The following is a 25,657-nucleotide window of genomic DNA, read 5'->3' as shown; positions in this document are numbered from 1 at the left end:
ATTTCGGATCCTTATCACATTTCTTTTTGTATCCATAAGGGGGATTGGCTATCAAAAAATTACCTGATAAAAAGGGCTATTTTGGGGCTTATGGCGGCAGGTTCGTGCCTGAGACCCTTATGCCTGCGCTCCAGGAACTCGAAATTGCGTACGCAGCGCTAAAAAAAGACAGGGAGTTCCATGATGAACTCAGGCTGCTCCAGCAGACCTATATCGGAAGGCCCACGCCGCTCTATTTTGCAAAGAGGCTGAGCGCTGATCTTGGCGGCGCCAAAATATATCTTAAGCGTGAGGATCTTGCCCATACCGGCGCGCACAAGATCAATAACGCTATCGGCCAGGCATTGCTTGCAAAGAAGATGGGCAAACAGAGATTGATCGCAGAGACAGGAGCTGGGCAGCATGGCGTTGCAACGGCAACAGGAGCAGCGCTGGTCGGGCTTGACTGTGAGATCTACATGGGCTCTGAAGACGTTGCCCGTCAATCCCTGAATGTCTTCAGGATGAAGCTTCTCGGCGCAAAGGTACATGAGGTGACGATCGGTTCAAGGACCCTGAAGGATGCGATCAACGAAGGACTGAGAGACTGGACCACGAATGTCAGGACTACTCATTATGTTATGGGTACGGTCTTTGGCCCGCATCCCTTCCCGGCAATGGTCCGGGATTTCCAGTCTGTTATCGGCAGAGAGGCAAGGAAACAGATCCTCGCCGCAGAGGGAAAACTCCCTGACTATCTTATCGCCTGTGTTGGCGGCGGCAGTAATGCCATGGGCCTGTTCCATGAGTTCATGGACGATAATGTGAAGATGATCGGCGTTGAAGCAGGCGGCAGGGGTATTGCTGCCGGCGAGCATGCAGCGCGTTTTGCCGGAGGTTCGGTCGGCGTGCTCCAGGGCACGAAAAGTTATCTGCTCCAGGATGATGACGGCAACGTGTTGGGCACCCACTCGGTATCGGCCGGTCTTGACTATGCGGCTGTCGGGCCTGAGCATGCATTTCTCAGGGACTCAGGCAGGGTCCAGTATGCCTACGCAACGGATGACGAGGCGCTTGCAGCCTTTGGCAGGCTTTCGATGACCGAGGGTATCATTCCTGCGCTTGAATCTTCCCATGCCCTTGCAGAGGCCTTGATGCTTGCGCCGAAACTCGCGAAAAACGAGATCATGATCGTGAACCTTTCAGGCAGGGGTGACAAGGATGTGCAGCATGTGGCACGCATCAAGGGTGTGCAGCTATGAAGTCCCGCATCAGCAAAAAATTCCAGCTGCTCAAAAATGATAGCCGGAAGGCCTTTATTGCGTATATCATGGCAGGGGATCCGAGCATCCAGAGAACAAAGGAGATGGTCAGGATCCTCGAGGACTGCGGCGTAGATATCATCGAGCTTGGCGTGCCCTTTTCCGATCCGCTTGCAGACGGACCTACGATACAGGCTGCTGCGCAGAGGGCTCTTGAGAACGGTACGACCCTGCACACGGTTATAGATCTTGTTGCTGACCTGCGAAAGACGACCCGGATCCCGATTATCCTGATGACCTATTACAACCCCATCTTCAAATATGGAGAAGAGAAATTTGTCGCAGATGCATGCTCTGCAGGGGTTGACGGTATCATAGTCCCGGACCTTCCGCCTGATGAGGCAGGAGATATGATGAAACTCGCGAAGAAGAAGCCCTTTGATCTGATCTTCCTGCTTGCACCCACCTCGACAGAGGACCGGATCGCGCGGGTCAGTCAGGCGTCCCATGGCTTCATTTATTATGTATCCATCACCGGCATCACCGGTTCGAAGCTCGCGCTTGATCCTGCGATCGGATCCCATATCGACCGCATCAGATCTGTCAGCGATACTCCCATTGCAGTCGGTTTCGGCATCTCAACGCCTGATGAGGCTTCTCTGGTCGCCCGGTTCGCTGACGGCGTGATCATCGGCAGCGCGATCGTCAAGAAGGTCAACGAACCTGATGAGGCATTGAAAAATTACCTGCTTTCCCTGCGCGAAAGCATTTAGATGGCCGACCTCTTAACATACACTCTCCAGAGAAAGCTCCAGCAGACAAAGACGCTCATGGAGCTTTCCGCGCTGGTGAACTCAACCCTCGATACGCGTGAGATAAGGAAGCGTGCTATCGAGGCTGCAACATCTCTGGTAAATGCAGAGACCGGCAGCCTGCTTCTTGTTGACCAGGAGACCGGCGAACTTTTTTTCGAGGTTGCACTTGGCGATAAGGGATGCGCGCTCAAGGAGATCAGACTGGCAAGAGGGCAGGGCATCGCGGGATGGGTTGCCGAAAAGAGCGAGAGCATAATCATTCATGATGTTGCGGCAGACCCCAGATTTTTCGGCGGTGCAGACGCAAAGAGCACCTTCCAGACAAGGAACATGGTCTGTGTCCCTGTCAAAACAAAGAACAGGGTCCTTGGCGTGCTGCAGGCCATAAATAAAAAAGCAGGTCTGTTTGACGATGAGGACAAGGACAGTCTCTGTGCGCTGGCAAACCAGGTTGCCATTGCAATAGAAAACGCAGACCTTTATGCGGAGCTGAAGGAAACCTTCTATGAAACGGCACATGCCCTTGCCGAATTGATCGAGATACGTGACCCCTACACCGGCGGACATACGCAGAGGGTAATGCATTACAGCATAGGGATCGGCAGGTCAATGGAACTTTCTGCGCATGACATGGAACGGCTCAAGCTTGCCGCTATCCTGCATGATATCGGCAAGATCGGCATCCATGATTGTATCCTTTTGAAGCAGGACAAGCTCGATCCGGAGGAGTTAACGATGATGAACGAACATGCCGCGTTGGGCTCGAGAGCGCTCCACCGCGTAAAACAGATGAAGGACATCATTCCCGGCGTGCGGGGGCATCATGAAAAATACGACGGCAGCGGATACCCGGATAAGCTCAAGGGGAACGCTATTGACCCTATTGCACGGATTATTGCGGTTGCAGACACCTATGACGCCATGACCACGGACAGACCTTACCGCAAAGCACTCAGCATGCAGACCGCCATTGATGAGTTGCATAAGCATTCGTGGACGCAGTTCGACGGTGACGTGGTAAAACATTTTATCCGGATGCTCCCCGAACTGGGAGCGCAGCTGTGAAAGTGAAGGTTTTGGGAAGCTCGGGAGCGGAACTGCCCGGGTATAATTCGCCTGCCTTTCTTGTTGACAGAAAGGTCCTTCTCGATGCCGGGACCATTGGGGCTTCGCTCAGTGAGTCAAAGCAGTGGGAGGTGATGAATATCCTGATCACACACTCCCACCTTGACCATATCAAGGCAATTCCCTTTCTTGCCGATAATATTGTCATCAAGCAGAAGAAGCACAGCGTGAACCTTTATGCCACAAAAGAAACGCTCAAAACCCTGCGCGACAACCTTTTAAATGACAGGCTCTGGCCGGATTTCACCAAAATATCAGCATCTCTTGATCCTGTGCTGAAGCTGAAAACCATTGTTCCGGGAAGGCCTTTCGTTGTCAATGGTTATTCGGTGACCGCGTATCCTGTCAGTCACACGGTTCCGGCAGTGGGATATGTGCTGAGAAACGAGCGTGGCAGAACCCTTCTTTATACCGGGGACACCGGCCCGACAAAGAAGATATGGGCTTCATCAGGCCGCATAAACGTCATGATCATCGAAGTCTCCTTTCCAAACGCCATGGGGGATCTTGCAGTAAAGACGGGCCACCTCACCCCGGAACTGCTCAGTCTTGAGATCGACAAAATGAAACACCTGCCTGAAAAGATCCTGATTACCCACATAAAGCCGCAATATATGGCAAGGATCCTGAAGGAACTTCAGGAAATAAAGAAAAAGAAGCAGACCACGATTCAGATCATTAAAGATGGCCGCACATATGAGGTATAATAGTCACCTCAGCGTGAGCTTCGCGGCAGCATAAGGGACAATAAGACAATGGCATGGTTTAAGAAAAGCAAGGAAACAATAAAGACAGAGAAGAAGATCAAGATCCCCGAGGGGCTGTGGGTGAAGTGCGACAGCTGCAGGGAGATCATTTATAAGAAGGAAATAGACAAGAACCTCAGGATCTGCCCCAAGTGTAATTACCATTTCCGGATCAGCGCAAAGGACCGCATTCAGCTGCTTGTCGATGAAGGCAGCTTCTCAGAGATCGATACAGGCCTTTCATCCAAGGACCCGTTGAATTTTCGGGACAAGATCTCATACAAGGATCGTCTTGATGATAACAGAAAGAAAAGCGAGCTCGAAGAAGCGGCCATATCAGGAGAGGCTGCCATAGAGGGCATTCCTGTGGTCCTGGTGATGATGGACTTTTCGTTCATGGGCGGCAGCATGGGATCGGTGGTTGGGGAAAAGGTAATGCGGGCGGCTGAGACTGCCCTTGAGGCAAAGAAGCCGCTCGTCACGGTCGCTTCTTCAGGCGGGGCGCGCATGCAGGAAGGTATCTTTTCTCTTATGCAGATGGCCAGAGTATCTGCTGCCATTGCCCGGTTGAGTGATAACGGCTGTCTCTACATATCTGTCCTGGCGGATCCGACTTTCGGAGGCGTTACGGCGAGTTTTGCCATGCTCGGCGATATTATCATTGCTGAACCGAGAAGCCTGATAGGATTCGCAGGCCCGAGGGTCATTGAACAGACGATCAAACAGCAGCTGCCTGATGATTTCCAGAGGGCAGAGTTTCTGCTGGACCACGGCATGATAGACATGGTGGTTGACCGGAAGGATCTGAAAAAGACGATCGGTCAGATCATAGGAATGCTTGCATGAGCTATGAAGGCACGATAGCGTACCTCTATCGTCTTCAGCAATACGGCATGAAGTTCGGCCTGGATAATATCAGAAAACTCATGTCTGCGTTGCATGACCCCCAGGAGTCGTTTCGTTCGGTCCATGTGGCAGGAACGAACGGCAAGGGTTCAACGTCGTCCATGATCGATTCCGTATTACGGACCGCAGGGGTCACGACCGGGCTTTTCACCTCGCCCCATCTCGTGAGCTTTACCGAGAGAATACGGGTGAACGGCAAAGAGATATCCGAGGCTGAAGTGGTGAAGCTCGCGGATGAAGTGCGAAAGGCCGCTGAAAACATCCCCGATTTTCTGCCCACTTTTTTCGAGGTGACGACTGCGATGGCGTTTCTGTATTTCAGAAAGATGCAGGTCAGGTGGGCTGTTATTGAGGTGGGCATGGGAGGCAGGCTTGATGCAACCAACATTCTTATGCCCGAGGCCTCAGTGATCACTGCCATCGATATTGACCATAGCGATTTTTTAGGTTCTACGCTCAGGGAGATCGCAGGAGAAAAAGCAGGTATTATCAAGCAGGGTGTGCCCGTGATCTCGGCCTTGCAGCATCCTGATGCTGCAGAAGTGCTGGAGCTGAGAGCAGAAGAGTGCGGTTCTGCAATGGCAGTATGCGGAAGGGATTTTTCTGCTGATGTAACGGCAGACGAACTTGTCGGCATCAGGATCGACTATCACGGAGATGGAGAATATCATGGCCTCGCCCTGCGGCTTGCAGGAAGGCATCAGGCCCGGAATGCGGCACTGGCCATAAAGACGATAGAAGTTATCATGAGGAAATATCCGGATATGGACTGCGATATCAGGCAGGGCCTGGCAGACGCCACCTGGCCAGGCAGGCTGGAGTTCGTGAAAGACCGGCCGCCAATGCTCATTGATGGGGCGCATAATCCGCAGGCTGCGGCAGTACTTGCCGAATATCTGAAAAAAGCACTTGACCTGTACAGCCGCATTATCCTGATCATGGGCATCATGAACGACAAAGACAGGGCAGGTATCATGAAGCCTCTGCTCCCCCTCGCCTCGGAGATCATATTCGCCGCTGCCGGCTATGGCAGGGCTGCATCTCCTGCCGCGCTCGCTGCTGAGGCCCGCGGGCTCGGATACCTCGCACAGACCGCCCTGACGGTTGCAGATGCCCTGGATATGGCAGAGCGGCTGTATCTGCAGGGTGACCTCATCGTTGTTACCGGTTCGTTCTACACAATCGGTGAGGTAAAAGAGGCGTTCGGCAAAAAAGGTGTGCTTGCCAGGCTGCGGGAATGATAAACGCAGTTCGGAGCTGTCATTGACCGGCAGAGCAGCAATAAAAGCGCTTGTTGCACTCGCTTTTTCGCTCTTCACTCTCCACTCTCCACTCTCCATTAATCTCTGCTATGCTGCCGGGCAGAAGACCGTCATCACATCCGACACACTTGAGTATTTCTCTGAAACAAAGAAATATATTGCAAGGGGAACCGTGACGGTCGAACAGGCTGATGCCACGGTTGAGGCAGATGAAATGGTCTACTTTGCGGAGACCGGCGATGTGACCGCTTCCGGGAATGTGCGGTACAGCGACCGGCAGACTTTTTTTACCGCAACTGCTGCTGAAATGAATATGGAGAAGAAGACCGGCAAACTTTATGAGGCCGATATCCTCTCCAAGGACGATAATTTCCGCATCAAAGGCCGGGAGATCGAGAGAAGAGCGGAGAACGAATTCTACAGCAGGGACGAGATTACTGTAACGACGTGTGACGGGCCTGTTGCTGCGTGGTGTTTCCGCGGCAGGGAAATGGATCTGGTCATTGGTGATAAGATCACCGGGCAGGACGTATCATTCCGCGTCAGGGACATCCCGCTTCTCTATTCCCCCCGCCTTTGGGCGCCGCTGAACAACGACCGGAAGACCGGCTTTCTGCTGCCGACTGTCGGCAGCAGCAGTTCACGCGGACTGGGCCTCAATATCCCATTTTTTTGGGCAATAGCGGAAAACAGGGATGCAACGTTCCTGCTCGATGCCTATGCGCGGCAGGGGATCGGCACAGGCATGGAATACCGTTTTATCGAGCCGGGCGTGCAGAGTATCTGGCAGCTCTACCATATCCGCGACCATCGGCTGCATACGGATTTCACGGAGTTCAGAGCACTGCATGATGACCGGTCTACCGGCGGTACAGGACTATTCCTGAACGCCAATTTTGTGAACGAGAAGAATTATTACCGGGAGATTGCGCCCCAAAAGAATTTTTTCCGGGAGATACATCGGAACAGTGAACAGAATATACAGCGTTTTCTCGAGACCACCGTTGAAGTGACTACTCCCTTTGACAATGCGCGCGCCTATTTCCTTGCGCAGTACTGGATCGACCTTAAAGACGCCACCGGCGACATCCCTCAAAGATTGCCAGAGATCGGATATGTCATGAATTATACGCGTCTTGGCAGTTTCCTCGTTTCAGCCGAGGCTGCTGCAGTGAACTTCTGGAGAAAGAACGGTGTCTCAGCGCACAGGCTCGATCTGTTCCCTGCAGTGCTTCATACAGTCGGCAGCGATGTTGTTCTGTCCCAGACCGCGGCAGTGAGGGGAACTGCCTACGAGTTTTACCATGATGGCGGATCAAACAGCAATCAGGAGCGGCTGGCATTTGAATATGACGGAAACATCCATGCCCGGTTCGTCAGAAGATACGGTTCCTTTACCCATATGATGGAACCCGCGATCCGCTATCATTATATATCGAGTTCACCAAATGACCTTGGGTACACCTTTGACGAATGGGAACTTCACGGCAAGACGTCGAGGCTGGAACTCAGTCTGCTCAACAGATTCCTTGTTAAAGGGAAGGAAGTGGTGACAGCACGTGTCACCCAGCCTTTTGACATGAATAATGGTGACAGACCGTTCAGACCTTTTGAATTTGAGCTGGCGATGCAGATGCCTGTCCCTGCAAGAGTCACCACTGCCTATGATGTCAATACGGGAAAGATACAGGCGGTAAGCTCCGAATTCGTGCTGCCCTTTTCATACGGCAGCGTCAGTTTCGGGCAGCGATACAGTATGCCGGACAACATCATGGTATTCAGGGCCGGTTTGGCGGTCCAGCCGGTCAGACCCATTCAGCTCGGCCTGGAGGCTCGCTACGATGCGAAGGGCGAAGGGTTAAGGCAGGTGGGCGGTCATGCTCAATACACCAGCCAGTGTTGGGGGGTCAGGCTGGAGGCAGTCAAGAAACCGGGCGATTTTTCTGTGCAGATGATGTTCGACCTTTTCGGGATAACAGCAAAACAGCCCAGGGATACGTATCAGGGTTCCGGAAAGGAGAATACTCTTCCTCTTCCGCAGTCCCGCCCCTCATCCTAAGGAAACTATCCGGAGGCAGGGTTTTTTCGGGATCTTTCGATAAATTCGATGATCTGTTCTGCAGCAGCAACTGCCGTTATCTTTTCCGCATCAATGACTATTTCAGGATTTGAGGGCTCTTCATACGGCGCGCTCAAGCCGGGGACCGGCCAGCCTGCAAGGCCTTTTTGGTAGATCCCTCTTGGGGCCCCGTGAGTTTCTGTCCTCTGCCGCTCTCTTTGGCTGCACGTTTCGAAGGAACATTTGAGATAAACCTCTGCAAAAGGCGAGATCATTCTCCGCGCAAGCTCCCGCCACCGTCTCATATTGCCGGTAGCATCAATGATCACCTCATGCCCAAGGTCGGAAAGGGTCTTTGCAACATAGACGAGGCTGCGGTACACCAGTTCCCGTTCATCGTCTGAATAGGCCGGCTGCGGCGTAACCATATGCCGCAGGTCATCCATGCGGAGAATAACGAAGTCAGGACATTTCAGCTTAACGGCATCAGCAATGGTGCTTTTGCCGCTTCCGGGGAGTCCGGTGATCCAAATGACCATGCCGCTCATGCTGCGGTGTTGTCCGTATCTTTTCTGCTTTTCGACAGATTCCTGACGTCAGTAAATATCTCGTCGATGCTTTGGTAACGGTCTTCGCGAACCTTTCTGATACACCGTATGACGATCTCATCGAGCCAGTCCGGCACATCGTGGACAACATCTATGACCCTGACCGCACCGAGGCCTTCAAGCTGTCCGGTCAGCATCTCGTAGAGAATGACGCCCAATGAGAAGATGTCAGCCCGTACGTCAGGCTCCAGACCCTTTGTCTGTTCAGGCGGCGTATAGGCGGATGTGAGAGATCTTTTCATGAATGAGATGTTGTTATGCGTGTCGATAAGGATATTCTCAGGGCTTATGAAGCCGTACGGCCTGCCGATCCTGTGTGCCTCCTGAAGCGCCTTCAATATCTGATACCAGAGCTTGAAACTGTGCTTTGGGTCGAGATTACCGCTCTTGATGAAGCTGCGTACAGAGGTCCTGCCTTGCGTGTCCTCCTGCTCCTCTTCTTTTTCCTGTTGCGGGGAAAGGGCCTGGATCCTTTCCCTCACGTCCTTGTACGTAGGGTCTGCCAGGTCTATCTGCCGGTATGTTTCGGCTGCCTTATCGGCCTGGCCTGTTTTTTCGAGCTTGAAGGCATAGGCATAAAAATCATCGAGCGTTGACCGGTCAACTGCCTTGTCACGGAGCATGAGACCGAACATCTCGGCAGCCTCTTTCAGCATGCCTTCTGCCTCGAGCAGACGGGCGGCATTTCGGTAGTCGCCTGCCTCGCGGTATGCCCTGATCGCAGGAAGCCTTCTGCCGGCCTGCTCCATAATGACCGCTTCGTCGATCTTCTTTCCTGCCTTGCTGTAGAGCTTTGCCGCCTCCTCGAATTCACCGTCCCGTATCGAGACCTCTGCAGCATCCTCGATATTGCCGGCCTTTTCATACATCTCTTTTGCCTTGGATGATACACCGAGAAAATCGTAAAGCGATGCGGCCTTTCTGCAATCCCCTCCCTTTTCATACAGCGCAGCAGCCTTCTGGAGATTTTTCAGCTTTTTCTCGTATACATCTGCTGCAGATACGAACTTGCCGGCCTTTTCGAACCGGTCCGCCTCGTTCTGGTAATCCTCTCTGAGGGTCGTCTGCATCTTCTTTCCGAGGGTATTCTTATAGACCGCTCTGATAATAAAAAAGAGCGCCACCAGCACCGGGATCGAAAGAAGTCCAAAGAGGGTTGTAAGACCTGTCGTTGCCTGCTCCATAAGTCTCTATTATATCAGAAAAAACAGCCATTTCATTGACCTTCAAACTGACCATCGGGTAAAATTCTCTATGCATTCACACGCGGATTACGTATCCCTCCACCTGCATACAGAATACAGCCTCCTTGATGGTGCAATTCGTATCGAGGACCTCATCAAACAGGCAAAGGAATTCAAGATGCCGGCTATAGCCATGACCGATCACGGCAATCTGTTCGGCGCGGTAGATTTCTACCGGCAATGCACACATGCCGGCATCAAGCCTATCATCGGCTGCGAGATCTATGTTGCACCGAGAAGCCGTTTTGACAAGACACAGTCCAGTGAGGACGAATATTCCTCCTTCCATCTCATCCTTCTTGCCCGTGACGATGCAGGGTACAGAAATCTCCTGACGCTTGCGAGCAAGGCTTCTCTCGAGGGTTTTTACTACAAGCCCCGCATCGATATGGACCTCCTCGAGCAATACAGCGGCGGTCTGATAGGCTTATCAGCATGTCTCAAGGGAGAGGTCCCGTACTATCTCCAGAGAGGTATGGAGGACAAGGCGCGCGAGCGGGCGCTGGCGTACAAACATATCCTTGGGCCCGAGAACTTTTACTTCGAGATACAGGCGAACGGCCTTCCGGAGCAGGCTGAACTGAACAGACAGCTCATCGCCCTCGGCAGGGAACTGCATATCGGACTTGTTGCAACGAACGATTGTCATTACCTGAAGAAGGATGACGCAAAGGCACATGAGGTTCTTCTCTGTATCCAGACAGGCAAGACGCTCAAGGACACCACGCGGATGAAGTTCAGCACAAACGAATTCTATCTCAAATCTCCCGGGGAGATGATCGAGACATTCAAGGATGTGCCGGAGGCTATCAGGAACTCCGTTGTGATAGCTGAGCGGTGCAATGTTACGCTCCAGCACAAGAACCTGCTCCCTCAGTTCAAGGCTGAAACGGGTGAAGATACCGAGGCGTTTCTCTCGCGCCTTGCCCATGAAGGCCTTGAGCGAAAGATCGGGAAGGATGCACCGCAGAACTATCAGGACAGGTTGAGCAGCGAGTTGAGCATGATCAGGAAGATGGGATTCACCTCCTATTTCCTGATCGTCTGGGATTTTATCCACCACGCAAAAAGCAAAGGTATTCCCGTCGGTCCCGGAAGAGGCTCTGCTGCAGGCAGCCTTGTCTCCTACTGTCTCGATATAACCGAAATAGACCCGATGAAATACAAGCTTCTTTTTGAGCGGTTCCTGAACCCTGAAAGAGTGAGCATGCCTGATATTGACGTCGATTTCTGCCAGGACAGGAGGCAGGAGGTCATCAATTATGTCACGCAAAAATACGGGGCCGAGTATGTAGCCCAGATCATCACCTTTGGGACGATGAAGGCAAAGGCTGCGATCCGGGATGTGGGGCGCGCGATGGACATCCCTTATGCAGACGTAGACAGAATTGCAAAGCTCATTCCCCATGATCCGAAGATCACGATCGAAGCGGCACTGGCTGCGGAGCCGCAGCTGAAGCAGGCATATGAAACGGACGAGAACGTGAAAGAGCTCCTGAACATCGCGATGCGGCTTGAAGGCCTGAACCGGCATGCTTCAACCCATGCTGCCGGAGTGGTCATATCTCCGGAGCCGATCACCAACTATGCCCCGCTCTACAGGAACCCGTCTGATGAAAGCATCGTTACCCAGTTCGAGATGAAAGCCCTTGAAAAGGTGGGGCTGCTCAAGTTCGACTTCCTGGGCCTCAAGACGCTCACCGTAATTGAAAAGACCCTGAAATACATCACACAGGGCAAGGATGCGCTTGATCTGGCGGCCATACCGATCGATGACCAGCCGACCTATGACCTGCTCAGTTCAGGACAGACCGCAGGCGTGTTCCAGCTCGAAAGCGAGGGCATGCGCGACATTCTGATCAGGATGCAGCCGAACCGCTTCGAGGACCTGATCGCTCTTGTTGCGCTGTACCGGCCGGGTCCGATGCAGTGGATCGATGATTTTATCAAACGGAAAAAGGGCGATACCAAGGTCACATACATGATGCCCCAGCTGAAGGAGATCCTTGACGAGACCTACGGCATCATCCTGTATCAGGAACAGGTCATGCTGATAGCAAACAGGATCGCGAATTTCTCGATGGGACAGGCGGACGTACTCAGAAAGGCTATGGGCAAGAAGAATGCCGAGGAGATGGAGAAGCAGAAAGAGGTCTTCATCAAGGGTGCGATCGAAAATAATATTACCGAGAAGAAGGCGGCGAGGCTCTTTGATGTGATGGCTCCTTTTGCACTGTATGGGTTCAATAAATCACACTCTGCTGCGTACGCTTTTATCGCTTACCAGACCGCATATCTCAAGGCACATTATCCTGTTGAGTTTATGGCGGCAACGCTGACCCTTGATATGAGCGATACGGACAAGATCGTAAAGTCCATCAATGAATGCAGAAAAATGAAGATCGAGATGCTGCCGCCTGACATCAACCTTTCGGGCAGGGAGTTCAGAGTGATCGGCAACTCCATACGCTTTGGCCTCGAGGCTGTGAAGGGTGTGGGCGGAGCTGCCATAGAATTAGTGCTCGAGGTGAGGGAGGCAGGCGGTCCTTTTACCTCTGTCGCTGATCTCATAAAGAGGGCAGACACCAGAAAGGTGAATAAAAAAGTGCTCGAGGGCCTCGTAAAGGCAGGTGCTTTTGATTCCCTTGGCGTTACGCGTGCGGCTGCCATGGAATCGGTCGCGGACCTTCTGAACGGAAATGGAAAGAGCTCAAAAAATGCCGATCAGGTCAGCATGTTCGGCGACGATCTCCCGGAGGCTGCGCCTGCTGGTGCGGAGTGGGACGAGGCAGAGCTTCTGAATAATGAAAAAGAAGCGCTCGGCTTTTATATCACCGGCCATCCGCTGACAAAATTTGATACGCTCCTTTCACGGCTCAAGGCAAGAAAGACGTCAGACCTTGAACATGCCACTGACAAGGCAGAGGTACTTATCGGCGGCATTCTGCGAACGGTCAAAAAGAAGAATGTAAAATCATCGGGAGATCTCATGGCATACCTGACGCTTGAGGATGACGAGGGCAGCGTTGAAGTCATCATATTCCCGACCCTTTACAAAAGTGTTTTTGAACGGTTAAAGAAGGATGCGGTGGTCCTGGTGAAAGGAACCATTGACAAGGACGAAAAAGGTGTGCGGCTCCGCGGTCTTGAGGTCTCGAACCTTGAGGATGCAGGCAGGAAGAGCATCAGGAAGATGGAGATATCCCTCGGGGAAACGCAGGGAAACAGCGAGGGTCTGCAGAATATCCGGTCACTGGTCATGGAGTACCCCGGCGACTGCCAGCTCTATCTCAGGATAAGGAGCGACCAGTCCCAGACCCTGATAGCAACGAGTATTTCCATCAAGCCTGACACGGCGCTCGTGAAGAGACTGGAAACCATGATAGGCAAGGGAGCGGTGACCGTTTCATGATCAAATACTACCTCGAATTTGAAAAACCGATCGAAGAGCTTGAACTCAAGATGGAGGAGCTGAAGAGGCTCTCTGACGGCAAGGATATCAATCTCTCCGGCGAGATCAAAAAGCTTGAAAAGAAGATCAGGGAGCTGAGAACAGAGATTTATTCAAACCTGACGCCCTGGCAGAAGACACTGCTTGCCCGCCATCCGGACAGGCCTTATACTCTTGATTATATCGGCCTCATGACCGAAGAGTTCATTGAGCTTCACGGGGACCGGCGGTTTGCCGATGACAAGGCCATTGTCGGCGGCATAGCCAGGCTGAAAGGCGGACTGCCTGTGGTGATCATGGGCCATCAAAAGGGCCGGGGCACAAAGGAGAGGATCCACAGGAACTTCGGACAGCCGCACCCGGAAGGGTACCGGAAGACCATGCGGCTCATGGAACTTGCCGAGAAGTTCAGGAGACCGATCATTACGCTTATTGACACGCCGGGTGCATATCCCGGCATTGGTGCCGAGGAGCGGGGCCAGGGCGAGGCGATCGCTTCCAGCCTCATGCATATGTCACGTCTCAGAGTGCCGATCGTTGCTGTGGTCATTGGCGAGGGAGGCAGCGGCGGCGCACTTGCGCTGAGTGTTTCTGACAGACTTTATATGCTTGAGCATTCGGTTTATTCGGTCATCTCCCCGGAAGGGTGTGCGGCAATTCTCTGGAAGAAGAGCGATCTCGGCCCTGAGGATTTTGCGCGTGCTTCCGAGGCCCTGAAGATGACTGCTCAGGACCTTCTCGGGTTCAAGATCATTGACGAGATAATCCCTGAGCCCTCAGGAGGAGCGCACCGGGACCCTGAGACGATGGCAAAGAACATCTCCGACAAGGTCTCTGAAGCTCTCGAAGAGCTGAAGAACAAGGCTGCCGGGAAACTGGTAGAGGACCGCTATAAGAAGCTGAAGAGGATAGGCAGCTTTACTGAAGAAGTGAAGGCAGAGTCAGCCTAAGGGAACTCTTATAACGCATCAGTTGTTGCTCCGTATGCATAGCGCTCTTCACCGCTGCCCGTTTGCTATCCAGTTTCGGATGATTGTGGAATCGAACATCAAAAAAATTCTCATGCAGTCGCCCGGGCAGACCACTAAACAGATGCCGCTGCAAAATGGCTCTTCAGTTTCTTTATGGCTATCGTCTCTATCTGTCTAATCCGTTCTCTGGTCAGACCGAATTCATTGGCCAGCATTTCGAGCGTCCGTTCTTCCTTGTCTATGCTGAACCGTCCGCGGATGATCATTTCCTCCTTCGGGTCGAGTATTGAGATCGCATGTCGCACCTTTTCCCTGAGATCGGTATGAATGACAGATTCAAGAGGAGACGGCATTGACCTGTCCTCAATCAGCTCTATCATCTCGGATTCTTCATCGCCGACCTGATGATGAAGGGAGAGCGGGTCCCGCGACATCTCAAGCAAGCTCCTCACCTTATGCTCGGGCATCTTTACCCGTTCTGCTATGCTCTCATGGGAGGGTTCTTCAGCCATTTCATTTGCCAACTGCTTTGAGGCCCGGATGATCCTGGTCAACTCGTCTGCAGTATGCACCGGGAAGCGTATCATCCTTGAGTGTTTTGATAGTGCACGGGTGATCGCCTGCTTGATCCAGCAGGTGGCGTAGGTGCTGAATTTGAAACCCCTCCGGTAGTCGAACAGTTCTGCCGATCTCATGAGACCGATATTCCCCTCCTGAATAAGATCGAGCATGCTCATCTTGCCCATGACGGCATATCTTCTGGCTGTACTGACAACAAGCCTCAGGTTTCCTTCGATGAGTATGTTTTTTGCCTCATTGATCTCTTCGCGGGCATGAGCGCAGGTCCGGAGAACTGCCTGCATTGTGCTCAGAGCGCTGCAGGTCCTCTCCTCAAATGTCTTCCTTTCAGCATTTGCTTTTCTGGTGTTCATGTCTGCCAGGCGGGCTTCCATATCCCGTACTTCTGCATTGACCTCGCCAAACAGCTTTTCGACAAAATCAAATTTTAATCCGAGTGCTATGACCCTGGATGGCAGTTTTTCACGATACAGAGACGGAATTTTCATCCTGTGCAGGCGGCCTATCTGCCGCATGGCTTCAAAAATAGTCTTTCTCTCATCTTCCTTTATCTGATCAGGATCGGCCGAGAGATGTATGATCTCGTTCAGATGCGCCTCTTTGAGCCGCACCCGGTCTGCTTCCTGCAGCATTTTTTCCACAGCAAGCGGCAGCGAAAAAAGTGCTCTCATCAGCCTTTCCCTGTTGTCTTCAATTCGTTTTGCAACTTCTGTTTCCTCGCTTCTCTTCAGGAGAGGAATGGAACCTATTTCGCTCAGATACATCGTGAGCGGGTCGCATTGCCCATGATCGTCATCAGCGCCGTCTTCCGGACAATGGTCTTCCGCAGAGGTCTCTTCATCCTCCATAAACATTGAGACCGGTTCTTCTGCCAGAGGTTCTGCATATTCCAGGATATCGCAGCCTGCATATTCTATTTCGGTAGTTACAAATTCGCTCACGCTAAACCTCCTGCCGGGTTACGGTATATTTCACTACGCGGGTACAGTGATATTTGGACGCCGTGCATTTACAGTAACCGAGCCTGATGGGTAAAACTATCAGCGAATGTATCTTTTTCACGTCAAATTATGGGCAGTTCAGCGTAAGGTTTTTCCTACAGGGCAGAAGAAGACCCCGGTTGAGGAGGTCAGGGTATAGCTCTATCTTAATCTACAAGCTTATTCTTTATGGCATACTGGATCAGGTCAGCGTTGCTCTGTAACTGCAGCTTCTGAAGGATACGTGTCCGGAAGGTGCTGATCGTCTTGGGGCTGAGGGACATGTCAAAGGCGATCTCTTTCAGGGATCTGCCCGTGGCGATCATGCGCATTACCTGGAACTCCCGGTTCGACAGGGTTTCATGGGGAGGCTTGTTCTGCTCTTCGGTCAGGTGAGAGGCGAGAAAGTCAGCAAGGGACGGACTGATGTACCGTGCACCGTGGGCGATCTTCTTTATGGCTGTTATCAGTTCGTCAGGAGCGCTCTTCTTGGTCATATAGCCTGATGCCCCAGATCTCAGGGCGCGCACTGCATACTCCTCTTCCGCGTAGATGCTCAGGATCAGGACCGGAAGGGACGGCCTCAGTTTCTTGATCTGCTCAAGTGCCTCAAGTCCGCCCATCTCCGGCATTGAGATGTCGAGCATGACTACATCAAAACTGCCATCCCTGACCTTTTCGATGGCCTCTCTGCCGTTTTCGGCCTCTTCTATGCTCCGGACAATGCCTCCTTCTTCAAGGATCTGCCTGAGGCCCTTTCGAACAATCGGATGGTCGTCTGCAATAAGGATCTTATACATGGTCACCTCTTCCTTGAGCGTTCTTTCGACGGGATCCGGACAGTCACAACAGTTCCCTTGCCGGCAGTTCCCTGTATGGTCACGTCACCGTTAATTTCGCGCACCCGTTCCCGCATGCCGATAAGACCCAGCGACGTCTTCTTTCCGAGTTCCTGACGGGAGATGCCTTTGCCATTGTCAGTGACCTCGAGGGTAATATTTTTCTTGTCAGCCGTGAGACGGACAGAGACCGCCGTAGCCCCTGAATGCCTTGCAGCATTGGTGAGCGCTTCCTGAACGATGCGTAAAAGGGCAACTGCCGACTCATCGGTCAGGCCGGGAACTTTACTGACAAGATCAAGTGAGCAGCGTATGCCGGTGCGCTTTGTAAAGCCCGCTGCTTCCTGTTTAATGGCTACCGGCAGACCGAGATGGTCCAGTATTCTCGGCCTCAGCTCCTCGCATATCCTCTGTATATCCGCTACGGCATTATCAAGCATGCCGATGACCGATGTGGCAGCCTTCTTTATCGGAGCATGGTCTTTATACCGGTTCTTTATCAGAGATAACTCGATCCCTGCTGCAGTAAGGATCTGGCCCAGTTCGTCATGGATCTCCCTGGCTATTTTAATACGCTCCTCTTCACGGGCCTCCTGCAGATGGGCAGAAAGGGCGCGCAGCTCTTCCCGGGAGGTTGTCAGCTCTTCCTCAATGGAGAACCGGTGCAGGGCCTCGCCGACAAGAGGCGTTATGGCCTCGATGAAGTTAATGACAGGGGGGGTAAATGCGTTATTTTGCGGATCAGCAAGATGGACCGCACCTATCACCCTGCTGCGGTACCGGATTGGTACTACGGCCAGGGAAGAAAAACCTTCCCGGATGCAGGCATGCCGGTAAAAGTCACGCAGATTTTTGGAGCAGAGATCGGACGTGTCATTGCAGACAAAAGAACCGCCTTTGGTCATGAAATTTGTCTCTGCCCTGCGTGGCTTCCCGTTGATCACCCTGGTGCAGGCGCAGGAGTCCTTTCCGAGTATGAGGCTGCCTTCCTGTTTAATAAATCCCTCACTGAATCCCCTACAGGCTACAAAGGGCACATCGTCTTCCTCGCCGATAAGCCGTATGCCGACAGCGCTGCATCCGCACCATATCCTGAGCTGGCTGACAAGGGCATTAAGATAGTCTTCACGTGCAGCAGTTGCGGCGAAGAGTTTGAGCACATTGTTGGCTGCCTCGGTCTGCCGTTCCCGCGCCTTGCGTTCGGTGATGTCCATCACCGTTGTACGAGTCATGACAAAGTTGTTGTCTTTATCGCGGACAGCCGTTGCAGAGATGCTGACAGGCAGGATGGATCCGTCTCTGCGAACAAATTCAAATTCAAGATCAGCTGCCTTTCCCGTTTTCAGGAATTGAGGGAATTTTATGCTGAAGATCTTCCTGCTCTCTTCGGTGCAGAAATCGGATATCTTTTTCCCCATGACATCCTCTCTTTTATAGCCCATCCAGGAAAGTTGAGTGTCATTGACCCTGACGATCCTTCCGTCCCTGTCCAGAGAATGGTACCCGCAGGGCGCATAGTTGTACAGGTCTTCGATCTCATGCGCTGATGCCAGCACAGTCTGCTCTGCCTCTATCCTCTTCTTCTCTCCGGCCATGGTCTCGATCGCAAAGGAGATATCTTCAACCAGCGAAGAAAGCAGCTTAATCTCCTCGTCAGTGAAGAAGCGAGGGCTGTCTGCGTAGGTATTAAAGGCGCCGATAACGGTGGATCCGGCGCGTAGCGGAAAGGATGCAGAGGAGCGAAAACCTTCCTTGAGGGCTGCTTCGCGAAAGAGGAGCATGGTCGGATCATTCTCAATGTCAGGGCATACCATTGTCTTCCCCTCGATGATTGCCCTGCCGGTCGGCCCCTGTCCTTCAGGGACATCACTGGCGATGATCGTGATGCGGTCAAGGTATTTGCCGCTGTCGCCTGCGCTGGCTACAGGTTTTACCTTTGCGGTATCAGGATCTACAAATCCGATCCATGCCATCTTGAAGAGGCCGCTGTCAACAACAATACGGCAGGTCTGTTCAAACAGCCTTTCGGGATTGTGGATGCGGACTATCGCCTCGTTCACCCGAAAGAGAATCGAATAGAGCGCGTTTATGCGCGCAAGCCTGTTTTCTGCTTTTCTGCGTTCATAGATCTCGGCCTCGAGGTCGTCATTAAGCCCGGACAGTTCGGACGTTCGCACTCTGACGCGCTCCTCAAGCTCATCGTGTGCCTCGCGCAGTTCCGTTTCTGCCTGTTTTCGGTCAGTGATATCGCGGGCTATTCCCTGGATCCCGACTATCGCGCCATTTTTCACGATCGGTGTTGCACTTATCTCACAGAAGACAACCGAGTTGTCCGGTCGCAGCGCTCTGAGTTCAAAGAGGTTTAAAATTTCACCGGAAATTACCCGCTGCAGCGCATTATAAGCCGAAGCCTGTTCATCGCACGGTATGAACTCGGCAAAAGATCGTTCCAGGACTTTGTCTGCTTCGTATCCGAAGGATTTGATCGCAGGGGAACAGTAGGTGATCCTGCCCTCAGGGTCCAGCTGGAAGATCAGGTCAACGCTGGTTTCGGCGATGCGGCGGAAACGCTCCTCGCTTTCTGTTAAGGCAGCTTCTGTGCGCTTGCGCTCGCTGATGTCCTCAAAGATCGTCACAAAAAAGCCCTGCATCGGGCTGTATGCGGAGACGGCAAACCACGTATCGAGGAGTTCGTTGTGTTGCTCAAAGTGAACTTCTTTTCGGTTCAGTGCAACCTTGCCGTATATGCCGATCCAGTCAGCCGGATCATTCTGAATTCCCGGCAGGGCCTCAGTTACGCGCCTGCCGATCACCTGCTCTTCCTTCAGGCCGGTCAGTCTTACGAAGGCCCTGTTCACTTCGAGGAATATATAGTCAACCGGGCTCCCCGCGTCGTCCAGAATAATTTTATGGAGCGCAAAACCACTGATCATATTTGTGAACAGGGCGCGGTATTTTGTTTCGCTTGCCTGAAGCGCCTGCTGTGTTTTGAGCAGTCGATCGATATTCAGCGCGGTTCCGAACCAGCGGACGATATGCCCGGCTGAGTCGCGGATCGGCCGGCCATGCACCTTGAACCATTCGTACTCGCCGTCATGCCTCCGCACCCTGTATTCAAGGTCATAAGGAGCACGTCCCTCGACCGCCGCATACCAGGCTGCATAGGCATGCGGCCGGTCATCGGGATGCAGCAGTTTGTTCCAGCCGTCGCCGAGATGTTCTTTCATCGGCACTCCGGTGAAATCGACCCACTGCTGACTCTGATAATCGCAATAGCCGTCTGCCCTCGTCGTAAACACCATGCCAGGGATCGATTCGAGGGTCTGCCGATAGAACTCTTCGCTATTGTGCAGCGCCTCCTCAGCCCGTTTGCGTTCGGTTATGTTCGAGGCATAAAGACGAACAACCTTGAATTGGGGAAGAATTTGTATGGTTTCATTGAAAAATTTATCCGCGATAGCGATATCGCGGGAAACAGAAGATTCGGCGTTCTTGTCCATATCCGCCAGGATAAGATGCAGGTCCTTTGGGAGGAATACGGATGCATCCCTTTTTTCCATGCCCAGCCCTTCCAAAAAACGTTCAGTTGCCGGATTGGCGAAGATGATGTTGCCGAAGTAATCTACCTCAATAACAGGGTTTGGGTTTAACTGAGGGAAGGATGCAAGGTGCTTTATCCGCTCCTCTGCTTCACTCCGCGCGGTGATTTCGGTCATAAGTTCATCGTTAGTTCTCTGTATTTCTACTGTGCGCCGCCGTGCCGGTTCAGAATATCTGCTGCGGGACTCCTCGAGATCTTCCATTGCCCTTCGCAGTTCTTCATTCTGCTCATGGCATCTCCTTTCAGGGAATGCCGCGGGTGTTTTATTCGCTCTTCTGCGTTTCTGTTTTCGGCTTTCTTTTATCAGGTCTTTCTTTTCTCTTGCCATACGCCCTCTGCCGCCTTTTTTGCCAGAAGCCTTACTATTCTATCACGAAAGGCCCCTGCCAAAACCGCAGAAGAAGAGGAAAGGTTTTGTAGGGTAATACTTACATCGAATCTCCCCAGATACTGACGACAAAGGTTAATTGGCCCTCTTGAATAACCGGCTCGCAGGCAGCAAAATGAATGTATGAAGTATCCGGAAGATCATAAAGAGCTGTTCAATTATCTTATGGAAGCATACTGTCTTCGGCCTGAAGATAAGCTTTTTATGAACAATATCGCTGAGCGGTGCGGGAAACAGGGCATTGCGGAACCTGATCGGGCAAGGCCGCTGAAACTTGTGCTGAACAGCCCGCAGGGGTGCAAGATGCGCAAGCCTGCCGCAGATCGGGGAAGACGAACTGTTTGCAGATGCCTGGGCATTCAAGAAAATGGAACGGCTGAATTTTTTCAAGACATAAATGAGGGGCTATGGGCTACACCATTGCTGCGCTAAAGGATAAGATCTTGGAGATGTACCCGGAGATAGAAAAGAACAGCATACAGATCGGCCTCGTTTTTAGCAAAGAAAAGAATACCTATTTTGTGAATTTCAGGAAGGGATTGAGTGTTTTTGCCACCCATCTTGAAAAAGATGAAACTGATGCATGCATGGGCGGCGTCAAGTTCCAATATCTCGGTTCGCAGATAGGGTGTTGGATGAACAATGTTGAGGCTAATCAGACGCAGGCATCGATCATGCTGGCTGCCCGAAGCGTTCGAGATCAGGCGCCAGTTTCTGCACAATACATCAGCTCCTGCAACGGGAAGGAGTAACCATGGGCTACACCGTAGTCGCACTAAAGGATAAGATCATGGAGATGTATCCTGAGATAGAAAAGAACGGCATCCTGGTGAACCTTGTCTTCAGTGAGGAAAAAAATGCTTTTGTCGTCAATTTCCGGAAGGGGTCTCATCTTCTCTCCACCCATCTTGAGAAAGAAGATGCAGATGGATGTATGGACGGCATCAAATGTGTATATCTGGGGAGCCAGATAGGACAGTTAATACATAATTTCCTGAACGACCAGCCGCAGCAATCCAATGAGTGTATCATTGAATGCTGCGGGACTTCTGCCTATGTAGACGAGGAAGGGTACCTCGCCAACTTTCATGACTGGGATGAAAACATCGCGCTTGCTCTGGCAGAGCGGGAAGGAATCAGGGATCTTTCATATGAACAGCTTGATGTCCTGAAGTTCGTTAGAAGTTATTATGAGCAGTACAACTATTTTCCGGTCATCAAGTCTATCTGCAAGAACCTGCACCAGGAGAAGAACTGTATCAGCGAACAGTTTCTCAATCCTGCGGTCGTATGGAAGCTGGCCGGACTGCCGAAACCTGACGCGGTGATCATGAATTTGCTGGAGCATAACGAACCGCCGACATGACGGGAGCGGCAGAAGCAGAAGATTCTTATTAGGTATTGCGGAAATTCGATATGGAGGCGGAAACGATAAGCCTGGTTGAGCGCATGGATGTGCTGAGACTGGCATCGATTTCCAAACCTGCTGATCAACCGGAAATGGTGATCTGAAAAAGTATGACGTTACCAAGCCATACCGGCCCGGAATTCAACCGGGCGGAATTGAATATTTCTTGATTTAAGGAGGTTGCCATGTCCTGTATTACAGCGAGAGACATTATGTATCCAAGGGTAAGCATCCCAATGAAAATGAAGGGTGATGAAGTGGTCCAGAAGCTGATGTGTCCCTACCCTGCGCTGCCGGTAATTAACGATGAGTATGAAGTCGTTGGCATAGTTTCAGAATACGATCTGTTGAGTGCCGTCAAAGAGGGCAGGACGATCCACGAGTTCAGCGCAGAATCGATCATGAGCTGCGGTCATCCTGACCACAACGTCTGCAGCAAACCGGTTACCGTGTCTGTTGAGACATCGGTCGAGGACCTTGCATCTTTGCTGTATTCTGACAGTTTTACCGTCCTTCCGGTCGTGCAGGACAAGCTGCTGGTCGGACTTATCACCAGAAAAAGCGTGATAAATGCCATGGCTGAGAAGGGATACTGGCATGAGATGGACTTTCAAAAGAGGACACCATAGCCGGGTCTCTCAAGGAGTGGTTGACTGGCCGCCTCTTTTCCGGCAGAAATGACTTCTGGTATAATAGCAGCCTAAATTTATATCCGGGAGACTGACATGAAAAAGATCGCTATTGCTATTTTTCTTTCCGCATTTGCCGTATACGGTTGCCAGAAGGACGATTCAAAACCGCAGTTCCAGCCGCCTGTCGGACAACCCGGACAGGGGCCTGTCAGCAGCGGCCCGGTCCAGGGCTTTGACAAGGTAAAGATGCTTCAGGAGGTGGCTGCAAAAGACCCGAAGAATATCAATGCATGGATCGAACTCGGGAATATATTGATGGATGCAAAACGGTTTGCAGAGGCAGTTGAGCCGTACCAAAAAGCGCTTGCACTTGATCCAAAGAACGTTGATGTCAGGGTTGATATGGGCACATGTCTGAGAGAATCCGGCAACCCCGATATTGCGGTCAAGGAATATAATAAGGCTCTCGAGCTCAACCCCAACCATATCAATGCGAACAAGAATATGGCGGTTGTACTCACCTACGACCTCAAGGACAGCAAGCAGGCAATAAAGTATTTTGAAAAGGCCCTCGCTCTCGCTCCCAATGCCCCTGATGCCGGCGCTATCAAGGCAGAGATAGATAAGCTGAAGGCAATGGCAAAGTAATACAACTCAGGTGGATAGTCTGTAGATGTTCAGGTATTGCAGTTGCTGATCGTCTGCGGTCTATTCACCTGAGCAGTTATCCCTAATCTAAGCTTATGCAGGAAAAACTTGCTGCTATCCCGGGAAAGCCGGGTGTTTATTTTTTCAGGGACGCTCAGGGAAAGATCCTCTATGTAGGCAAGGCCAAGGTCCTGAAGAACCGCATAAGGAGCTATTTTCAGAAAGCAGCAGGCCTTGACGAGCGCAAGACTGCCATGATGAAGAGCGTTGCAGACTTCGAATTCACGGTAACGGGCAATGAGCTGGAGGCGCTTATTCTTGAGGCAAACCTGATCAAACAGCATAAGCCCCGTTACAATATCCTTCTGCGGGATGATAAAAGCTACCCCTACCTGAGACTCACACTGCATGAGAAGTGGCCACGGCTTGAAGTCGCAAGAAGGATCCGGAAGGGCGATGCGCGGTATTTCGGACCGTATGTGCCTGCCGGTGCCATGTGGGAGACCCTCTTCTTTATCCGGAATCACTACCATATTCCAAACTGCAGATATTCGCTCGAAAAGCGGATGCGGCCCTGCATCCAGTTTCAGATGAAGAAATGTATCGGTCCCTGCTCCGGCGAGGTCGACCACGCAGAATATATGCAGATGATCAGGGAGATCGAGCTTCTTCTTGAAGGGAAAAACAGGAAACTGCTTGAATCGCTCGAAAGAAAAATGATGTTGCTTTCTGAAGAGATGCGATTTGAGGAGGCAGCGATGATCAGAGACAGGATCAGGGCAATACGGTCCGTGTCAGAATCTCAGAAAGTGGTTTCACCTGAACTGGGGGATGCCGACGTCATAGGGTTCTTCAGACAGGATGATAGTGTGGTGTTCAAGCTCTTTTTTATCAGAAATGGCGTGATGATCGGAACAAGGGATTTTGAGCAGAGGCATACGACGGGGGAAAAGGATGGATACCTTTTCAGAAATTTCATTGAGCAGTTCTATGGCAGAGAGATCCTCCCTGCTCCTGAGCTCTACTGCTCCAAAATGCCTGAGGACAGGAATGTGCTTGAGCAGTGGCTTTCAGACAGAAGAGGAAGCAGGGCCAGGATCACAGTCCCGGTAAGAGGGATAAAGCGAAAGCTGGTGAGCATGGCAGAGGAAAATAGCCGGGAGATCATAAAAACCAGGAAAGCAGAGTCAGGTCCTGAAGTGTTGTCGGAGGTGGCATCGCTCCTCGGCCTGAAAAAGGTCCCGGAAAGCATCGGTGCTTTCGATATATCGAACATAACCGGCACATCTGCCGGAGGCGCCTTTGTTGTTTGGAAGAATGGCGATTTCGATAAGTCCCTGTACAGAAATATCAGCATGGACGCGGTCAAGGGTCCTGACGACTATGCCATGATGAGGGAGATGATCAGGAGAACAGTTAAGAGCATCGGCGAAGGGCGAGGGGATGAGACCGAGGTTAAGGTTAAGAAAAAAGACAACAGGATAGCTCAGGGAGACAGCCATATAAATGAGCCCATACTGCCGGACCTGATCATTATTGATGGGGGAAGAGAGCATCTGAATGTGGCATTGGAAGTATTTACCCCGCTTTTCTTCCCCCCTTGCCAAGGGGGGAGTGAGGGGGGTGAGGATTATCGGCCGGTTGTTGTGGGGCTCGCAAAGGACCCTGACAGGATCTTTATGAAAGACAGGGATGAGCCGGTCCTTATTGATAACAGCAGGCCGGCCTCTCTCCTTCTCAGAAAAATACGGGACGAAGTTCACCGGTTCGCTGTCCGCTATCACCGGAAGCAGCGTGCCAAGAGGATGTTTGAGTCAGCGCTTGAGAGCATCTACGGTCTCGGCAGGAAAAGGCGGTTCGCATTGCTCGATCATTTTGGCAGTATAGAGGCAATAAAAAAAGCCTCTGCCGAAGAGATCTCCGGTTTGCCGGGTTTCACGAAGAAGCTGGCAGAGGATGTGCTAAAGACACTTGCAGGGAAATAAAGTCTTTAACTAAGCTTCAGATGGGAACTGGTTATTTATAATCTTCCTTTTACGGACCGACAATAACAGGGTTGTGCTCTATCCACTCTTCTGCTGCTTCACGGAGTTTCTGGCTGCTCGACTTCCTCAGGTAAAATGCCATTTGGGGACTCTTAAATTCTTTTAGTGC

19 protein-coding genes are annotated in these 25,657 nt (G+C 51.8%); 14 read left to right on the top strand and 5 right to left on the bottom strand.

All coding sequences use genetic code 11. The features are described 5' to 3' along the window. Window positions 1–50 precede the first annotated feature (50 nt). Genes trpB through HZB62_00560 form a run of 7 tightly spaced genes read left to right on the top strand, consistent with a single transcriptional unit; the run spans window position 51 to window position 8,154 of the window. Window positions 51–1,241, top strand: coding sequence for a tryptophan synthase subunit beta (gene trpB, locus HZB62_00590; GenBank protein MBI5073663.1), 1,191 nt, complete (start codon window positions 51–53; stop codon window positions 1,239–1,241). Then, window positions 1,238–2,014: a tryptophan synthase subunit alpha gene (locus tag HZB62_00585; GenBank protein ID MBI5073662.1), complete on the top strand. Its 777-nt coding sequence runs from the start codon at window positions 1,238–1,240 to the stop codon at window positions 2,012–2,014. Before trpB ends, HZB62_00585 begins: the two co-directional genes overlap by 4 nt. After that, a complete protein-coding gene (locus HZB62_00580) occupies window positions 2,015–3,121 on the top strand; it encodes a GAF domain-containing protein (GenBank protein MBI5073661.1) in 1,107 nt (368 codons plus the stop codon). Further along, window positions 3,118–3,888: a 3',5'-cyclic-nucleotide phosphodiesterase gene (locus HZB62_00575; protein MBI5073660.1), complete on the top strand. Its 771-nt coding sequence runs from the start codon at window positions 3,118–3,120 to the stop codon at window positions 3,886–3,888. The genes HZB62_00580 and HZB62_00575 overlap by 4 nt, the downstream gene beginning before the upstream one ends. A gap of 48 nt (window positions 3,889–3,936) precedes the next feature. Continuing rightward, the gene (locus HZB62_00570) at window positions 3,937–4,773 is read left to right on the top strand and encodes an acetyl-CoA carboxylase carboxyltransferase subunit beta (GenBank protein MBI5073659.1); all 837 of its coding nucleotides are present in this window, start codon (window positions 3,937–3,939) and stop codon (window positions 4,771–4,773) included. Then, window positions 4,770–6,074, top strand: coding sequence for a bifunctional folylpolyglutamate synthase/dihydrofolate synthase (locus tag HZB62_00565; protein ID MBI5073658.1), 1,305 nt, complete (start codon window positions 4,770–4,772; stop codon window positions 6,072–6,074). The genes HZB62_00570 and HZB62_00565 overlap by 4 nt, the downstream gene beginning before the upstream one ends. 22 nt (window positions 6,075–6,096) lie before the next feature. Continuing rightward, entirely contained in the window at window positions 6,097–8,154 is a 2,058-nt protein-coding gene (locus HZB62_00560) for an LPS-assembly protein LptD (GenBank protein ID MBI5073657.1), read from the top strand. 5 nt (window positions 8,155–8,159) lie between these two features. Here the strand turns inward: HZB62_00560 and HZB62_00555 are convergent, their stop codons facing one another. Continuing rightward, a complete protein-coding gene (locus HZB62_00555; protein ID MBI5073656.1) occupies window positions 8,160–8,702 on the bottom strand; it encodes an adenylyl-sulfate kinase in 543 nt (180 codons plus the stop codon). After that, entirely contained in the window at window positions 8,699–9,946 is a 1,248-nt protein-coding gene (locus HZB62_00550; GenBank protein MBI5073655.1) for a hypothetical protein, read from the bottom strand. The genes HZB62_00555 and HZB62_00550 overlap by 4 nt, the downstream gene beginning before the upstream one ends. 70 nt (window positions 9,947–10,016) lie before the next feature. Here HZB62_00550 and HZB62_00545 point away from each other — a divergent pair, with 70 nt between their 5' ends. Then, window positions 10,017–13,418, top strand: coding sequence for a DNA polymerase III subunit alpha (locus tag HZB62_00545; protein ID MBI5073654.1), 3,402 nt, complete (start codon window positions 10,017–10,019; stop codon window positions 13,416–13,418). Beyond that, complete coding sequence (locus tag HZB62_00540; protein ID MBI5073653.1) at window positions 13,415–14,407, top strand: acetyl-CoA carboxylase carboxyltransferase subunit alpha; 993 nt, start codon at window positions 13,415–13,417, stop codon at window positions 14,405–14,407. Before HZB62_00545 ends, HZB62_00540 begins: the two co-directional genes overlap by 4 nt. 134 nt (window positions 14,408–14,541) lie before the next feature. Here HZB62_00540 and HZB62_00535 read toward each other — a convergent pair whose 3' ends face one another. From HZB62_00535 to HZB62_00525, 3 genes are all read right to left on the bottom strand, one after another. After that, a complete protein-coding gene (locus tag HZB62_00535) occupies window positions 14,542–15,948 on the bottom strand; it encodes a sigma-70 family RNA polymerase sigma factor (protein MBI5073652.1) in 1,407 nt (468 codons plus the stop codon). Between the two features lie 206 nt (window positions 15,949–16,154). Beyond that, window positions 16,155–16,787 carry a response regulator transcription factor gene (locus HZB62_00530; GenBank protein MBI5073651.1) on the bottom strand — a complete coding sequence of 211 codons (633 nt, stop codon included), beginning with the start codon at window positions 16,785–16,787 and terminating at the stop codon, window positions 16,155–16,157. 2 nt (window positions 16,788–16,789) lie between these two features. Beyond that, the gene (locus HZB62_00525; GenBank protein MBI5073650.1) at window positions 16,790–20,755 is read right to left on the bottom strand and encodes a PAS domain S-box protein; all 3,966 of its coding nucleotides are present in this window, start codon (window positions 20,753–20,755) and stop codon (window positions 16,790–16,792) included. A 467-nt stretch (window positions 20,756–21,222) separates the two neighbouring features. Between HZB62_00525 and HZB62_00520 the strand changes: the two genes are divergently transcribed. The 5 genes from HZB62_00520 (at window position 21,223) to uvrC (ending at window position 25,488) form a co-directional block, all read left to right on the top strand. Continuing rightward, window positions 21,223–21,567 (top strand): hypothetical protein, encoded by a 345-nt coding sequence (locus HZB62_00520; protein MBI5073649.1) that lies wholly within the window; start codon window positions 21,223–21,225, stop codon window positions 21,565–21,567. 182 nt (window positions 21,568–21,749) lie between these two features. Further along, window positions 21,750–22,181, top strand: a complete 432-nt coding sequence (locus HZB62_00515) for a TusE/DsrC/DsvC family sulfur relay protein (GenBank protein MBI5073648.1) — start codon at window positions 21,750–21,752, stop codon at window positions 22,179–22,181. Between the two features lie 278 nt (window positions 22,182–22,459). Continuing rightward, a complete protein-coding gene (locus tag HZB62_00510; GenBank protein ID MBI5073647.1) occupies window positions 22,460–22,852 on the top strand; it encodes a CBS domain-containing protein in 393 nt (130 codons plus the stop codon). A 96-nt stretch (window positions 22,853–22,948) separates the two neighbouring features. After that, window positions 22,949–23,503, top strand: a complete 555-nt coding sequence (locus HZB62_00505) for a tetratricopeptide repeat protein (protein MBI5073646.1) — start codon at window positions 22,949–22,951, stop codon at window positions 23,501–23,503. A 95-nt stretch (window positions 23,504–23,598) separates the two neighbouring features. Then, on the top strand, window positions 23,599–25,488 hold the full coding sequence (gene uvrC / locus HZB62_00500; GenBank protein ID MBI5073645.1) for an excinuclease ABC subunit UvrC: 1,890 nt from the start codon (window positions 23,599–23,601) through the stop codon (window positions 25,486–25,488). Window positions 25,489–25,657: the final 169 nt, after the last annotated feature.

The organism is Nitrospirota bacterium (assembly GCA_016214855.1).
GTDB lineage: Bacteria > Nitrospirota > Thermodesulfovibrionia > Thermodesulfovibrionales > UBA6898 > UBA6898.
This window is presented reverse-complemented; position numbering and strand designations above follow the sequence as displayed.